The following is a 15,731-nucleotide window of genomic DNA, read 5'->3' on the forward strand; positions in this document are numbered from 1 at the left end:
TCTTTTCCCCTTTCTGTTCCCCTCTATACATCCTTTATGATTCCCAGCCGGCCTTTCACTAAAACATCCCGTTTAACTGAGGAAACATACGGGTATGAGCGGTAAAAAGGAGGCATTCACATATGCTGAAGAAAAAAACACTCATCACGGGATTGTCGGCCGTGATGCTCACAGGCGGCGCATTCAGCGCAGAAGCAGTTTCGGATACACAGTCCGTTCATGCCGAAGCCGCTTCAAAAACGGAAGATCAACGTGCACAAGAACTGGTGAACAGCCTTTATCAATCGGCGTTTCAAGGGGAAATGCCGCAAAATGTGAAAGGCCTGAAAATCAACCAAAGCACCAAGCGGGATGTTTACGATAAAATCGGCGAGCCGGAACAGAAAGCGGACAGCCGCAATCCATTTGATTTATACAGCTGGAACATGGGAAACCCCGGTTATGGATTTTCCTATCATAAAAACGGCAAAATCTCAGAAATCCGCTATTTCGGGACAGGGGTGGAGCGGCGTTTAAACCTCGGCAGCGTCACACCTGACGTTTTAAGTAAACAAATCGGCAGCGCTGACAAAATCCTGACAGTGCCGAAAACGGGCGAAACAGATTACGTCTACCATACGGGACAGTATGAGCTCCGCTTCGTCATCGGCAGTGATCAAAAAGCAGACCATGTCAACCTAAAAGAAAGATAATCCGAAAAAGCGGCCTCCCGGGCCGTTTTTTTCATAGACAGCTTCTCCGTCATTCCTTACAATACATGGGAGTACAAAAAAAGGGGAACAGTGTGAAGTGAACAGACATCGATTGACATACGGGGCATTGACCGTTTTTATCATCGCCCTCGGTTTACTATCCAGAACCGCCTGCATTACCAACCTATTGCCCGGCATGATAAACGCTTATTTAGGAGACGCCCTGTGGGCGGCCATGATTTTTACCGGATTCGGGTTTTTGTTTCGTAACATCCGGACGGAAACAGCCGCTATCCTGAGCCTCTCGTTTTGCTGTCTGATTGAATGCAGCCAGCTGTATCATGCGCCGTGGATTGACGCGATCAGAAGCAGCACGCTCGGCGGGCTGATCCTCGGCTGGCAATTTGTCTGGAGCGACATTTTCGCCTATACCCTCGGAGTATGCGCGGCCGCGCTTTTAGAATGGGCCGTCAAAAGAAAACGCCGGCTCTCTTCATAATCGGAGCACGCCGCCGATATGAAGGGATAAGGAGGTGGAAGCTATGGATATCCCTGCGTTATCAATCGCTATGCACCAGGCATCTCTGGCGCAGAATGTAAATATCGCCTTAACAAAAACGGTCATGCAGAATGCCCAGGCCGCTGCGGAAGAAACCGTAAAAATGCTGCCGGCCCAGCACCCGACTGCCGGCCATTCCATTGATGTGAAAGTGTAAAAAAGATGCCGGATGATAACCGGCATCTTTTTTTCTGCCCGGAGTACGCACACCATACCGGGCATGCAGGAATATGGTAAACGGAATAATGTACGATCCTTTTTATCATGAATACACAGCCGAGAGCCATGAACGGGTGCCGTATATCCCGTTCTATCCTTGGTATTAATATTTGAAAAGAAATGACCGCAGAAAGAGGAGCTTCCCCTTTTTGCTATTCAACTTTGACGGACAGGATATACGGGAGGGATTGAACTTTCTCCATCACCGCGGCTTTTCCGCTTTTGCTTTTCACCCTTCCCTTCACTTCAAGCACCGCCTTATTCAATTCATAGGACGTGATGAGAATTCCCTTTGCTTCAAGCGAAGTTAAAATTTCATGCATAACGGCTTTCTGCTCAATCTGGAAACTGACAGACAGAGAATGCGCCGCCGGTTTAAACAGAAAATTTAAAAGTTCAAGCCCGATTAACGCCAATATCGTGCCGCTGATCCCGATGACATACATCCCCGCCCCGATCGTCAGCCCGATCCCGGACGTGGCCCAAATCCCCGCGGCTGTCGTAAGCCCCCGCACGACATGCCGCTGCAAAATAATCGTGCCGGCCCCTAAAAATCCAACGCCGCTGACGACCTGCGCCGCCACCCGGCTCGGGTCAAAGGACGTATGGCTGTTGGATAACAAATCAAAAAAACCATATTTGGAAACAATCATCATCAAGGCGCTGCCGACGGCCACTAGAAAATGCGTCCTCAAACCGGCTTCCTTCGCCCTGAATTCTCTCTCCAATCCAATCAGGGCCCCAAGCAGCCCCGCAACCGCCAGACGAATCACAAAATCAAGTTCCATCCGTCTCTCTCCTTTCCTTATCTTCTTACCCGCTTTTACAACCCAATCATGCGGTGTATCTTTTTTAAAAATGCACCGACTAATTGACATAAGGAGGTTTTATGAAATATATTCTGTGGTTTTTTATATTATTGTTATTTAGCTTATTTATTTTGGGAGGATATAAAGCCTCCGTTTCTCACCCGGATTTCCCGGTGCCATTATTCGCTATGCACAGCAAAACAAAGGAATATGAAAAAGGAAAATACGTTTCAAACTATACATACCGTTTCGCAAAAGAAGAAGAAGGTCCGAGCGGTTTATACCAATTGGAAATAGCCGAAAAAGGCTGGAAACTTAAAAATCAGGAAGGACTTATCAGAACCTATGAAAAGCGAGGAGAACGTGTTTCACTTTTTTTCGGTACGGGGGAAATAAGCGTCATGGAAGAATGAGGCGAACACCTTTCTGATCCAAAAAATGCCGCCTCCGATGAGAAAATCATTATAAAAACAAAAGCGCAACTGAAAAAGGATACGCACCTCATAAAAAAAGCCCTCTTTTTAAAAAGAGGGCTTGCTAAATAGGACTTTTTCTATCTTCAACATTGTAAACCCTATTATGAAGAACAGCTGTTGAAGTGTTTTGCAAAGCTCTTAAAATTTTTTGCGATTCCACCTATCCCAAGCAGATTTATATCCATTTAGAACTCCTTCTGTTATGTCTTTGAACCATTTCTTTAGTTTGACAGCATACTAAAGGATCTCCCCATCAAAAACTTCGGTTTCTGTTGCACATATATTAATAGGGAGCGTTTTTCCAACACCAAATTTTTGGATAATGTATCAAAAGATCTTACATAAAGGTCACCATCAATCCAACTGCATCCCTCAAACAGAATGTCCGGCAATCACCTCAAAAAACGAGGTGAAATCTGTCAGTATCCCGTCATCCGCCAGCTGTTTTTCTTCAAATAACGCGCGGTTTTTTCCGACCGGGTCAATGGCCATAATCTTGCCCGCACCTGCTTTTTTCGCCGCTGTGAGCCCGGAAAAGGCATCTTCAATGACTAGGCACTCTTCAGGTTTAAGGCCTAATTTTTCCGATGCAATGATAAAAATATCCGGCGCCGGCTTTCCGGGGAAGCTTCCGTCATCAAACGTGACTTTGTCAAAATCAAACCACTTCCCCAAATGAAAGACATCAAAGTAAAACTCGACATTTTCCTTTACCGTAGCCGTGGCGATGGTCATCGGCATTCCTGACTTTTTCAGATGGTTCAAGACGCCGGTCAGGCCCTTCGTCAGCTTTAACTCAGCTTTGTTTTCAAGGCATAATTCTCTGTAGTAGGCTTCTTTTTCAAAAGACATCTTCTCGATTTCTTCATTTGTTAAATCGCCGGAAATAAAATGTGTCAGGATTTCACTGTTTGTTCTTCCGTGAATGTTAATGAAAATGTCTTCATCGGAAATCGCTTTCGGAGAGTATTTTTTCACCATGTAAAACCACGCTTTTTCGTGGAGATGTGAATCTTGAAACATCGTGCCGTTGAAATCAAAAATAACCCCTTTCATCGAACCGCCTCCCCTTTTTATTTTTTTGCGATTTTGACATCCACATATTGCTCATAATGAATCTGAACATCTTTCATCACTTTATCATCCGTGATCAAATAATCCATATCGTGTAAGTTGTAGAACACGTAAAAATCTTCCCGGTTGAATTTTTTATTGTCCGCCAGCAAAAATTTCGTCCGCGAATTATTCAGCGCGATTTGATGGGCTTCTCCTTCTTCAATGCTGTAAGAAGAAATCTCATCATTATGTATGCCGTTTGCGCTGATGAAGGCTTTCGTAAAATTGAATTTCTGCAGGTTGCCGTTCACAATGGGCCCGACGAATGCCCCGGTGTTTTTTCGGAAGTCGCCGCCAATCAGGATGGTATCCGCAGTGTCGCCATGCTTTAAAATATCAAACACGGGGTAGTTGTTGGTGATAATCCGGATTCTCTTATGCAGCAGGTGTTTCGCTAAAAGTTCAATTGTCGTGCCCGGTCCTAAAAAAACGGTATCGCCGTCATTTACATATGAAGCCGCGAGTTCCGCGATTTTCCCCTTCTCCTCCATTTGAACATCCAGTTTTTCATTATGCGATAATTCGTGGTCAATAGAATAAGAAATGCTCTGTGCGCCTCCGTGAATACGCACGATTTTTCCGGCCTTATCCAGCTCATCCAGATCTCTTCTCACCGTCATATCAGAAACTTCCAATTCATCGATAATATCACTCACCGTAATAAACCCCCGCGAGTTTACGATATCGATGATTTTTAAAAGACGCTCTTTTTTTAACATGCTCAATCATCCCCTCAACTTTACACACAATCTAACACACCGCGGCACTCCGGTCAACAAAAACAAACATTAACAAACAACATTATCAACATATAAAACATTGAAAAACTTATTTCATCCTTGTAAACACAGCTATTATTTCCTTATGAAGCTATTGACAACAAAAATGTATGCGTTTACTATTAAACAAAAGATAACATTTACAAACATTAACAAACTTCAATTCACACATTGGCGAAGGAGGATCAGTAATGCTCAAATTACCTCATGACTTTATTTTCGGCGGGGCGACTGCGGCATACCAAGCGGAAGGCGCCACAAAAGAAGGCGGCAAAGGGCCTGTAGCCTGGGATGAATTTCTTGAAAAACAGGGAAGATTCAGCCCAGATCCGGCAAGTGATTTTTACCGGCAGTTTCCGGAAGATATAAAACTATGCGAGAAATTCGGAATAAACGGCATCCGCCTTTCTATAGCATGGACGAGAATTTTTCCTGACGGCACGGGCGAAATCAATCAGGAAGGCGTTGATTTCTATCATCGTATTTTCTCAGAGTGCCAAAAACGCAACGTCACCCCTTTTGTCACGCTTCATCATTTCGATACGCCGAAAAGATTATTTGATCAGGGAGATTTTCTCAACCGCGACGCAATAGATGCGTTCGTCAGGTATGCGGAGTTTTGCTTTAAAGAATTCAGCGAAATCCGATATTGGAGCACGTTTAACGAAATCTATCCCACAGCCACCAACCAGTATTTACTCGGCGTTTTTCCGCCATCTGTTAAAAGTGATATCACAAAAGTCATTCAATGCCTCCATCACATGATGGTGGCGCATGCGATGACCGTCAACCTCTTTAAAGAAGGCGGCTATCCGGGAGAAATCGGTGTCGTCCACTCACTGGAAACAAAATACCCCGCCAGTGACTCGGAAGAAGACCGCCATGCCTGCTTTCTCGATGACGCGTTATCAGTGAGATTCCTCCTGGATGCGACCTACCTCGGCTATTATTCTGAGGAAACCATGCGTGCTCTGGATGAAATCTGTGAGGCGAACGGCGCTTCATACGAGTTTTCAGACAGCGATTTTGACGTGATGAAAAGAGCGTCAACACGCAATGATTATCTCGGCATCAATCATTACCAATGCCATTTCGTCAAAGCGTACGACGGAGAGACCGTTATTCACCATAACGGAACGGGCGATAAAGGCACTTCGGTCTATAAAGTAAAAGGGATCGGCGAAAGAATTTACAAAGAAGGCCTGAAACGGACCGATTGGGACTGGCTCATTTATCCTGAAGGCATGTATGACATGCTGATGCGAATCAAACGGGACTATCCGCAATATAACAAAATGTACATTACCGAAAACGGCATGGGCTATAAAGATGAGTTTGAAGACGGCATCATTATGGATAAGGCAAGAATCGACTATTTAAAAGTATATTTAGAAGCCGTCAGTAAAGCGATTAGCGACGGGGTCAACGTTAAGGGATATTTCTTATGGTCCTTAATGGATTTATTTTCATGGACCAACGGCTACAACAAACGTTACGGTCTTTTTTACGTCGACTTCGACACCCAAAAACGGTATCCGAAAGAATCGGCCTACTGGTACAAACTTGTAAGTGAAACAAAAACAATCATTTAACGATCATACATGGTGAAAAGAATCTCTTTTCATCATGTGTGCCGTCTTTAGGAGGGGTTTTTCATGACAAAGGAAGAATTGCAGATGCTCGGTTTTGAAATCGTCGCCTATGCCGGCGACGCCAGAAGCACTTTATTGACAGTCCTGAAAGAAGTCCGTGCCGGAAACTTCGAAAACACGGAAGCAGCATTAAAAAGCGCAGATGAAAATCTAACCCTCGCCCACAATGCGCAAACGAAAATGTTAGCTGAAGAAGCTGACGGCAAGGACATGGAATTAGGGTTTATTTTCGTTCACGGTCAGGACCATTTAATGACAACCCTTCTGCTCCGTGATCTTATTCAGGATTTTATAGAACTCTACCGAAGCCGCCGATAAGGAGTGGAAAAATGAACGGTATCATCAAGCAAATCGAAAAGGGAAAACCGTTTTTTGAAAAAATCTCAAGAAACATTTATTTAGGCGCGATCCGCGACGGCTTCTTAACGGCCATGCCTGTTATTTTATTCGCCAGCATTTTCATCCTCACCGCGGCTGTGCCGGAAGTGTTGGGTTTCACTTGGCCTAAAAGTGTTTCTGAATGGCTTTGGAAAGTTTATAACTATTCAATGGGTGCCCTCGGCCTGATTGTCGCGGCAACAACTGCGAAATGCCTGAGTGAATCAATGAACCGGAAAATGCCGAAAAACAAAGGGATCAATCCCGTTTCAGCGATGCTTGCTTCAGTCGTCGGATTTCTCATTTTAAGCGTCACTCAAATCGACGGCGGGTTCTCGACGGAATATCTCGGCACAAAAGGACTTTTAGCTGCTTTTGTATCCGCTTTCATAACAGTGAACGTATACAGATTCTGCGTTCTGAAAAATATTACGATTAAAATGCCGAAAGAAGTTCCGGGAACCATTTCACAAACATTTAAAGATGTTTTTCCGTTCGCCTTTTCCATTTTGGCCATGGTGATCATTGATTTATTGATCAGGAATACGCTGAACGTATCGTTCGCTGAGGCTCTCTCCTCTCTCTTATCGCCGTTTTTTACCGCTGCAGACGGTTATCTAGGGATTTCTGTCATTTGGGGAATGATGGCGCTGTTCTGGTTTGTCGGCGTTCACGGGCCTTCTATTGTGGAGCCGGCCATCGCGGCTATTATTTACGCAAATGTGGAGGCGAACCTGCAGCTTCATAATGCCGGTGAGCAGGCGTCCAACGTGCTGACCGTCGGACTCGGAAATTTCGTCGGCACTATGGGAGGAACCGGCGCAACCCTTGTTGTTCCGTTTATCTTTCTTCTTTTCGCGAAATCCAAGCAATTGAAAGCAGTCGGAAAAGCATCCGCGGTTCCGGTGTCTTTCGCAGTAAACGAACCTCTTCTCTTTGCTGCGCCGATCATTCTAAATCCATATTTTTTCATTCCGTTTGTTGTAACGCCGATGGTGAATGTCTGTCTGTTTAAATTTTTCGTTGACGTCATCGGAATGAACAGTTTTATGTATGTTCTTCCGTGGGCTGCCCCCGCTCCCATCGGCCTGATTCTGGGGACCGGGATGGGGCTTTCGGCTTTTGTTCTCACAGCTGTGTTAATCATTGTCGATTTCCTGATATACCTGCCATTCTGTAAAGCTTACGACAATGTATTAGCGGCGAAGGAAGCTCAACACACCGAATCTGAAACCGCGCCGCAAACATCCCGGGAGATACAGCCCGCAATGGCAGGCGCCTCAGAAGACGCGGCCTCCGTCATCAGCACAAATCTTCAGGAATCCTCATCTGCCTTGGAACACGGAACCAATGTGTTAGTGCTGTGCGCCGGAGCGGGAACGAGCGCCATGCTTGCGAACGCACTGACAGAAGGAGCCGAGGAATATAACGTGCCGATCACCGCCTCAGCAGGCGCCTACGGATCCCATTATGACATCATGAAAGACTTCGATATGATCATTTTGGCTCCGCAGGTCGGCTCTTATTATGATGACATTAAAGAAGATGCGGACCGCCTGCATGTGAAACTCATCGCAACGAAAGGAGCGGAATATATCAGCCTCACCAGAAATTCGCAAAAAGCCATTCAGTTCATACTGGAACATACCTCAAAATAAAATCGGAGGGTTATCATGGATGACAAACGTTTGAAATCAAGATTTAAAGACGTTTTCCAGAGAAGTAACGGGGAACTGTTTTTCGCACCCGGCCGGATCAACCTGATCGGGGAACATACGGATTATATAGGCGGCCACGTTCTTCCCTGCGCGATTACGATCGGAACATATGCCGTCTGCGCAAAACGCGGAGATCACCAAATCCGGTTATTCTCAGAAAACTTTCCGGACAGCGGCATTGTCTGCCTTGATCTCCACGATACAGCATACAAAAAAGAAGACGGCTGGACCAATTATCCGAAGGGAATGATCCGTTACCTTCTCGAAGCCGGCGGCCAAATAGACAGCGGAATGGATATTCTTTTTCACGGAACGATTCCAAACGGCGCCGGGTTAAGCTCCTCCGCTTCTATCGAAATGTTAACCGGCTCCATTTTAAGAAAGTTATTCAGCCTGGATGTTTCCGATACTGAACTGGCGCTTATCGGAAAAAGAGCCGAAAATGAATTTATCGGCGTGAATTCAGGCATTATGGATCAATTCGCAGTGCAAAAAGGCAAAAAGAACATGGCCATTCTTTTAAACTGCGATAAGCTTGAGCACGAAATGATTCCGGCTGCTTTTAACGGATATAAAATCGTCATTATGAATACGAACAAACGCCGGGAGCTGGCAGCTTCAAAATATAATGAACGCCGCAGTGAATGTGATGAGGCTCTTTCAGAACTTCGGCAATATCGGAATATCGCATCACTTGCGGAATTAACGGCAGAAGAATTCAACAAACTCGAACACCTTCTCTCCCGTGAAACATTGCGCAAAAGAGCCCGTCACGGAATCAATGAAAACGAGCGGACCCTCTCAGCCGCGGAAGCTCTCAAATTGAATGATTTGAAAACGTTCGGGGAGCTGATGAACGCGTCCCACCGTTCATTACGCGATGATTATGAAGTGACCGGTGCCGAATTAGACGCGCTCGCTGAAGCAGCCTGGAAGGAAGGTGCGCTCGGGGCGCGGATGACGGGCGCGGGGTTCGGGGGGTGCGCCATAGCCATTGTGGAAAGCGGAGAAACCGCCGGCTTTATCCGGGCCGTTTCATCTCAATACCGCAGCAGGACGGGACTTGAAGCTTCTTTCTACATCGCGGATATAAGCGATGGCGCTGCTGAATGGAGGGAGAAATAAGCGATGGCCATTCTCGTTCTCGGCGGCGCAGGCTATATCGGTTCTCATGCGGTTGATCAACTAGTGGCCAAAGGATATGAAACGATAACGGCGGATAACCTGCAGACCGGCCACCGGAAAGCTGTTCATGAAAAGGCAGTTTTTTACCATGGAGATATCCGTGACAAACCGTTTCTTCGCTCTGTTTTTGCGAAGGAGAACATAACAGGCGTTCTCCATTTTGCCGCTCAATCCCTTGTCGGCGAATCAATGAAAGACCCGCTTTCATACTTCAATCATAATGTGTACGGCACACAAATTACACTGGAGGTCATGCAGGAATTCGGGGTGAAACACATTGTGTTTTCTTCATCTGCCGCTGTATACGGCGAACCTGAAAAAGTGCCCATCACAGAAGACATGCCGGAAAAGCCGGAAAGCGCATACGGCGAATCAAAACGCATGGCAGAAAAAATGCTGAAGTGGTGCGATGCCGCCTGTGGCATAAAATATGTCTCCCTTCGATATTTTAACGTGGCCGGCGCGAAAACGGACGGTTCCATCGGAGAAGATCATCATCCGGAAACCCACCTTATCCCTATCCTTTTACAAACCGCGCTCGGTCAGCGGGACGAGGTTTTGATATTCGGCACTGACTATGATACTAAAGACGGCACGTGCATCCGCGATTATGTTCATGTTTCTGATTTAATCGATGCCCATATTCTCGCTCTGGAATATTTGCAGAACGGCGGAGACAGCGGCATTTTCAATTTAGGCTCAAGCAGCGGATTTTCCGTATTAGAAATGGTCAATGCAGCCCGGCAAGCAACCGGGAGAGGCATAAAAATAAGAGCGGCCGAAATAAGACCCGGTGATCCGGGCACGCTCATCGCATCAAGCGATAAAGCGCGGAACATTCTCGGCTGGAATCCGAAACAAACGGACATAACGGAAATCGTTGTATCAGCATGGAATTGGCATCAGCATCATCCAAACGGATACAAAGACAAATGAAATGGAGGCGGCGGTCATTGAAGTTTTTGAATCAGTGGCAGGGTTTCTGAAAGAAAGCATTGTCTTAGGCGACATAAATGAAACAGATGTGATTTATACAAGAAACAGGCTTCTCGATCTGCTCGGACTGACGGATTATGCAGAACCAAAACAGATCAAGAAACAAAACAGGCTTCACTATTTGGACGAAATGGTGAAAGACGCGGTAAAACGGTCAATCATCAACGACACGCCGGCTGAAAAAGACATGCTGGAAAGCAGGATCATGAATGTAATCACACCGGCCCCTTCTCTGATCAATGCCACATTCAGCGAATTGTTATCAGATTGCCCGAAAAAAGCAACAGATTATTTTTACCGTCTGAGCCAAAACAACGATTATATGAAGACGCGGGCCATCCGAAAAAATATCGTGTACCGCTCACCAACACCTTTTGGCGAATTGGAGATCACAATTAATTTATCAAAGCCGGAAAAAGACCCTAAAGACATCGCCGCGGTTAAAAACAGTCCGGAAAACCGTTATCCGAAATGTCTGCTCTGTATGGAAAACGAGGGATATGCCGGGACTTTACATCACCCAGCCCGTTCAAACCACCGCATCATCCGGCTTGACTTAGCGGGAGAACAATGGGGTTTTCAATACTCACCTTATGCGTATTACAGCGAGCATGCCATTTTCCTTTCAAGCGTGCACAAGCCGATGAACATCAGCCGAGGCAGCTTCAGAAGGCTTCTGGCCATTACGGAAATCTTCCCGCATTATTTCGCGGGATCAAACGCAGACTTGCCGATTGTAGGGGGATCCATTCTTTCACACGATCATTATCAAGGCGGCGCCCATGAATTTCCGATGGCAAAAGCGGACTCCCTTTATCCTTTTCGTATGCGTCATTTTCCAGACGTTCAGGCTTTTGTCGTGAAGTGGCCGGTATCAGTAATCCGCCTGCGGGCAAAAGATCCGGATTTGCTGACTGAGGCGGCTGCATATGTTTTTGAAAAGTGGCGGGAATATACAGACGAAACCGTCGGCGTCATTGCAAAGACGAATGAATCCCATAATACCGTCACTCCAATTGCCAGACGCAGGGGAACGGATTTTGAAATCGATCTCGCCCTCAGAAACAACCGCACCTCCGAAGAATATCCGGATGGCATTTTTCACCCGCATCAAGACGTTCATCACATCAAAAAAGAAAACATCGGCCTGATTGAAGTGATGGGGCTTGCCGTTTTGCCTCCCCGCCTGAAAGATGAGCTGGCAGAAGTAAAAAAGTATTTGCTGAATGAACCTCATGACATCAAAGACATTCATCTTCCGTGGGCCGAAAACATCAAAGCGGATAAAGACGTGATACCGGAAAATGCAGCTGCTGTTTTACAAAGAGAAACCGCGAATGTATTTTTACGTGCGCTGACCGATGCAGGCGTATTTAAAATGACAGCCGAAGGCATTCAGGCGTTTCAGCGTTTCACGAAGGTGCTAGAGAATGGCAGCTGAAACATTCAGAGTGAACTCAACCAACAATCTTTTTTATCAGGAGGTATTGTGATGTTCAAAAAACGTGTATTTGTAAACGTCATCTGTCTTTCCCTCATTTTCACCGCTTTTACGTTCATTGAGAAGTCTCCTAAAGCAAAAGCGGATGCCCCGTTTGCCTATGGCGCTGATATAGGTTGGCTGAAACAAATGGAGGATGAAGGTGTGCGCTGGCTGGATGACGGCGGGAAACAGAAAGATGCCTTGCAGATTCTTAAAGATCACGGAATAAATGCCGTGAGACTGAGAGTGTTTGTGAATCCGCCAAGCAGCTATTATTGGCTGAAAGACGGCACAACATGGACCATGCTCGGCTATAGTGACAAAGCGGGCGTACTTGCAGCGGCAAAAAGGGCAAAAGCGTTAGGAATGAAGGTAATGGTTGACTTCCATTACAGTGATGTATTCGCTGATCCCGGCCATCAGATTAAGCCGAACCAATGGACCGGCTATTCAAACAGCCAGCTGCAGGCAGCGGTGTATAACCATACGTACGACGTCATGAAAGAACTTAAAAATCACGGCATCTCCCCTGATTGGGTGCAAGTAGGAAACGAAATGAATTCAGGAATTTTACTGCCCGACGGCAGCACGAACGATTTCAGCAAATTGACCGCCTTATTGAACAAAGGCTATGACGCCGTGAAATCCGTCAGCCCGGCCACCAAGGTAATCAGCCATTTGGCACACGGCACGGACAACAGCCTATTCAGATGGTGGTTTGATCAATTCTTTAAAAATGGCGGCAAAACCGACATCATCGGCGTTTCGTTCTACCCCTATTGGGAGGGTAAGCCGTATTGGGAGCTTACCGGCCAATTATCCTCTAATTTAAATGACATCGCCTCCCGCTACAACAAGGAAGTCATGGTGGTTGAACTGGGCGGAGATGAAAATAATCCGAAAGATTCCTACTGGACCATAAAAGACACCATAAAACTGGTGAAAGCGGTTCCGAACGGTAAAGGAACCGGCGTATTTTACTGGGAGCCCGAGGCTCACTCCAGCGTTCTGTCAGACGCGTATCCATTAGGCGCAACCGCAAAAGTGTCTAAAAACGTCTTGAAATATACAACCGCAATCGACGCTTTTTATGACGCCGCAACAGGAAAATGATTGATTCGATTCTAAGCAGGCTCATTGCGCAGCCTGCTTTTTTATAAGATGTTATGAAAAAGAGCAAGTAACGAATCCGGAAAGAAAAATACCCGAAAAACCACGTTTCGGTTAACTCTCAGTTCTAATAAGAACTTTACGATTGTTGAAAAAGAAACAAAAATTTTATAATATTGTGTAAGCACCACCGAGCAGGAGGACGGGCCATGGACAAAAAAGAACAGCTCCTCACGAATTTCAGGGACTTTTTTAACAAGATGGTGTGGCTGAATAGGCTAAAGATGGAAGAAAGCCTTAAGGGGCATAAACCTTCTGAAGTGCATTGCATCGAATTCATCGAAAAAATTGAAGATGCCAATGTGACTAAGCTTGCGGAGTCCCTTTATATGACAAGAGGCGCCATCAGTAAATTAACGAAGAAGCTTATCAATAAAGGCCTTATCGAAAGCTATCAGAAGCCGCTTAACAAGAAAGAAATCTATTTCAGGCTTACTGAGCAAGGAAAAGTCATTTATAAAATTCACGAGGAATTGCACAAAGAGTTTCAAGAACGGGACAAAATCGTGTTTGAACAAGTAACTGATGAACAATTTGACACGATGCTGAACTTCGTGGAAACATACAGCAGGCATTTGGATTCGGAAATAAAGAAACTTGGTGCAGACATGAAATCGGAATAAATATGAATATAGCCACCGGCAGCCCTGCTCCATGAAAACGGGCTGCCTTTTTATATCCCTCTTATTGTTGACAAAGAAACAAAAACATTCTATTATTTTGTTGACAAGGAAACAAAGACAGCAATTTTGAGAGGAGAATAATATGTCAACACATAAAAGCAAGGAACTTCGTCTGCCAAAAGAAGTTCTCACAGCCGCCTGGGCTATTGCACTGGGAGCAATCGCTCCCATGCTTGACTCTACGATGGTAAACATCGCCATCGGCAAACTGACTGAAGACTTCCACACGACATTGGATACCATTCAGTGGTCCGTTACAGGCTATATGTTAGCACTTGCGATTGCAGTACCCGTATCCGGCTGGCTTATGAACAAATATAACGGCAAGAAAATCTTCATCGGCTCAGTCATCGCCTTTGGTGTCATTTCTGTTTTTGCGGGAATGAGCCGTGACGTTTCCAGCTTCATCTTCTTCCGTTTGCTTCAAGGATTCAGCGCCGGCATTATCACTCCGCTTATGTCAACACTCTTGGTTAAAACGGCAGGTCAGGAAAACCTGGGAAAAGTGATGGCAATCGTCAGCACCCCTATGATCTTCGGCCCGATCTTAGGACCTGTCATCGGTGGCTTCATCGTCCAAGGTGCTTCATGGCATTGGATTTTTTACATCAACGTGTTCATCGTTTTGATTGCTGCACCGCTTATGATGAAAACCATTCCGGCCTTTGAACCATTCAACAAAGATCGGAAACTCGATATTTTCGGGATTATCAATTTGTCATTAATGAGCGCGGCATTGATGTACGGTATTACGAAAGCGGCGGATCATGCATCATTTAACAATAGCGACACGATCTTTTGGGTGGTCATCGGTCTTGTTTCAGCAGCGATTTACCTCGTATATAATCTGATCAGAAAAAATCAAACCGTGCTGCCGATGAATTTGTTTACTCACAAGAGCTTCTTAGCATCAGCGATCGGGTTGTTCTTAGCGAATGTTGCCATCATGGGGCCGATGTTAATACTTCCGCTGTTTTTTCAAAACTTCCGTCATTTCACGGCAGTCGAAGCAGCACTCGCTTTAATCCCTCAAGGAGTCGGAATGCTCGTGACTCGTCCGCTGACCGGAAAAATGATTGATAAGATCGGTGCGAAATACGTCGTTATGGTCAGTCTTGTTCTTTCGCTGATCGGATCTGTCCCGCTTATTTTTATCACCGATAGCACAAGTATGATTTGGATTTCCGTCATATTGTTTATCCGCGGCACCAGTTTTGGAGGAATTATGCTTCCATTGATGAGTGACGCTTATACCGGCCTTGACAGCAAACAGCTTCCGGAAGCAGGTGTCGGTATTCATATGATTGAAAACCTCGGTTCTAGCTTTGGGTCAGCTGTGATCGCAACCGTTACCGCAACTGTCATACAAGGATTGCAGCCGACGATTTCGAACAGTTTAAAAGGCTACCATGCCGGATTCTTAGTATCCGTCATCATCCTTGCCGCCATCTTCATTCCAAGTCTGTTCCTTACCCATAAAAAGACTGCAGTATAAAGAACTTTTTAAAGTAAAAAACCCTTGCGCAGCAAGGGTTTTAGTGAATGAAACTGATGATTGTTGCTGGAAGAGCCGGCCAACAACAGACAAAGCCTTTTACTCACTCACATTGCTTTTCATTAACCATTCTACTTCCGTTAATTTTTGTTTTTGAACGTCTTTTGTATGCTTTTTCGCGAAATGGACTTTAACAGCTTCTTCGTTTTCCTAAATCTCCCAAAGCGTGTATTTCATTAAGGTCTCTGTCGCTGATGATGTTTAAGCATGCCGTTATGTAATGCATCGCAATTCCCCCTCTTCCCATCATTTTATGGCTTT

The 15,731-nt window shown here is 45.5% G+C and carries 15 protein-coding genes and 2 pseudogenes; 13 read left to right on the forward strand and 4 right to left on the reverse strand.

Going from position 1 to position 15,731, the window contains the following annotated elements:
- The first annotated feature begins 122 nt into the window (after nucleotides 1–122).
- From ACQE26_RS17665 to ACQE26_RS17675, 3 genes are all read left to right on the forward strand, one after another.
- Entirely contained in the window at nucleotides 123–692 is a 570-nt protein-coding gene (locus tag ACQE26_RS17665; protein ID WP_500470188.1) for a YjgB family protein, read from the forward strand.
- A 97-nt stretch (nucleotides 693–789) separates the two neighbouring features.
- Nucleotides 790–1,191, forward strand: a complete 402-nt coding sequence (locus tag ACQE26_RS17670; RefSeq protein WP_326350945.1) for a ribosomal maturation YjgA family protein — start codon at nucleotides 790–792, stop codon at nucleotides 1,189–1,191.
- Between the two features lie 43 nt (nucleotides 1,192–1,234).
- Nucleotides 1,235–1,408 (forward strand): YjfB family protein, encoded by a 174-nt coding sequence (locus ACQE26_RS17675; RefSeq protein WP_076983035.1) that lies wholly within the window; start codon nucleotides 1,235–1,237, stop codon nucleotides 1,406–1,408.
- Between the two features lie 453 nt (nucleotides 1,409–1,861).
- Here the strand turns inward: ACQE26_RS17675 and ACQE26_RS17680 are convergent.
- Nucleotides 1,862–2,258 (reverse strand): annotated as a pseudogene (locus ACQE26_RS17680) (MgtC/SapB family protein); the annotation flags it as partial.
- Between the two features lie 101 nt (nucleotides 2,259–2,359).
- On the opposite strand from ACQE26_RS17680, the gene ACQE26_RS17685 reads away from it, so the two are divergent.
- Nucleotides 2,360–2,692, forward strand: coding sequence for a hypothetical protein (locus tag ACQE26_RS17685; RefSeq protein WP_489202424.1), 333 nt, complete (start codon nucleotides 2,360–2,362; stop codon nucleotides 2,690–2,692).
- 435 nt (nucleotides 2,693–3,127) lie between these two features.
- Here the strand turns inward: ACQE26_RS17685 and ACQE26_RS17690 are convergent, their stop codons facing one another.
- A complete protein-coding gene (locus ACQE26_RS17690; RefSeq protein WP_500470189.1) occupies nucleotides 3,128–3,811 on the reverse strand; it encodes an HAD family hydrolase in 684 nt (227 codons plus the stop codon).
- Nucleotides 3,812–3,828: 17 nt separating this feature from the next.
- A complete protein-coding gene (locus ACQE26_RS17695) occupies nucleotides 3,829–4,590 on the reverse strand; it encodes a DeoR/GlpR family DNA-binding transcription regulator (RefSeq protein ID WP_045925377.1) in 762 nt (253 codons plus the stop codon).
- Nucleotides 4,591–4,841: 251 nt separating this feature from the next.
- On the opposite strand from ACQE26_RS17695, the gene lacG reads away from it, so the two are divergent.
- The 9 genes from lacG to ACQE26_RS17740 all read left to right on the forward strand — a co-directional run bounded on the left by lacG (nucleotide 4,842) and on the right by ACQE26_RS17740 (nucleotide 15,410).
- Nucleotides 4,842–6,242: a 6-phospho-beta-galactosidase gene (gene lacG / locus ACQE26_RS17700; protein WP_500470190.1), complete on the forward strand. Its 1,401-nt coding sequence runs from the start codon at nucleotides 4,842–4,844 to the stop codon at nucleotides 6,240–6,242.
- 63 nt (nucleotides 6,243–6,305) lie between these two features.
- The gene (locus ACQE26_RS17705; RefSeq protein ID WP_438421662.1) at nucleotides 6,306–6,620 is read left to right on the forward strand and encodes a PTS sugar transporter subunit IIA; all 315 of its coding nucleotides are present in this window, start codon (nucleotides 6,306–6,308) and stop codon (nucleotides 6,618–6,620) included.
- Between the two features lie 11 nt (nucleotides 6,621–6,631).
- Nucleotides 6,632–8,338: a PTS lactose transporter subunit IIBC gene (locus ACQE26_RS17710; RefSeq protein WP_500470191.1), complete on the forward strand. Its 1,707-nt coding sequence runs from the start codon at nucleotides 6,632–6,634 to the stop codon at nucleotides 8,336–8,338.
- Nucleotides 8,339–8,353: 15 nt separating this feature from the next.
- A complete protein-coding gene (locus tag ACQE26_RS17715; protein WP_500470192.1) occupies nucleotides 8,354–9,523 on the forward strand; it encodes a galactokinase in 1,170 nt (389 codons plus the stop codon).
- A 3-nt stretch (nucleotides 9,524–9,526) separates the two neighbouring features.
- Entirely contained in the window at nucleotides 9,527–10,519 is a 993-nt protein-coding gene (galE, locus tag ACQE26_RS17720) for a UDP-glucose 4-epimerase GalE (protein WP_500470193.1), read from the forward strand.
- Nucleotide 10,520: 1 nt separating this feature from the next.
- Nucleotides 10,521–12,020: a UDP-glucose--hexose-1-phosphate uridylyltransferase gene (gene galT, locus ACQE26_RS17725; protein ID WP_500471504.1), complete on the forward strand. Its 1,500-nt coding sequence runs from the start codon at nucleotides 10,521–10,523 to the stop codon at nucleotides 12,018–12,020.
- Nucleotides 12,021–12,071: 51 nt separating this feature from the next.
- On the forward strand, nucleotides 12,072–13,175 hold the full coding sequence (locus ACQE26_RS17730) for a glycoside hydrolase family 53 protein (RefSeq protein WP_500470194.1): 1,104 nt from the start codon (nucleotides 12,072–12,074) through the stop codon (nucleotides 13,173–13,175).
- Between the two features lie 206 nt (nucleotides 13,176–13,381).
- A complete protein-coding gene (locus ACQE26_RS17735; RefSeq protein WP_082997858.1) occupies nucleotides 13,382–13,855 on the forward strand; it encodes a MarR family transcriptional regulator in 474 nt (157 codons plus the stop codon).
- 142 nt (nucleotides 13,856–13,997) lie between these two features.
- Complete coding sequence (locus ACQE26_RS17740) at nucleotides 13,998–15,410, forward strand: MDR family MFS transporter (protein WP_500470195.1); 1,413 nt, start codon at nucleotides 13,998–14,000, stop codon at nucleotides 15,408–15,410.
- A gap of 99 nt (nucleotides 15,411–15,509) precedes the next feature.
- On the opposite strand, the pseudogene ACQE26_RS17745 reads toward ACQE26_RS17740, so the two are convergent.
- Nucleotides 15,510–15,696 (reverse strand): annotated as a pseudogene (locus ACQE26_RS17745) (hypothetical protein).
- Nucleotides 15,697–15,731 lie beyond the last annotated feature (35 nt).

The sequence above is a fragment of the Bacillus sp. 5RYD7K genome, from assembly GCF_059831465.1.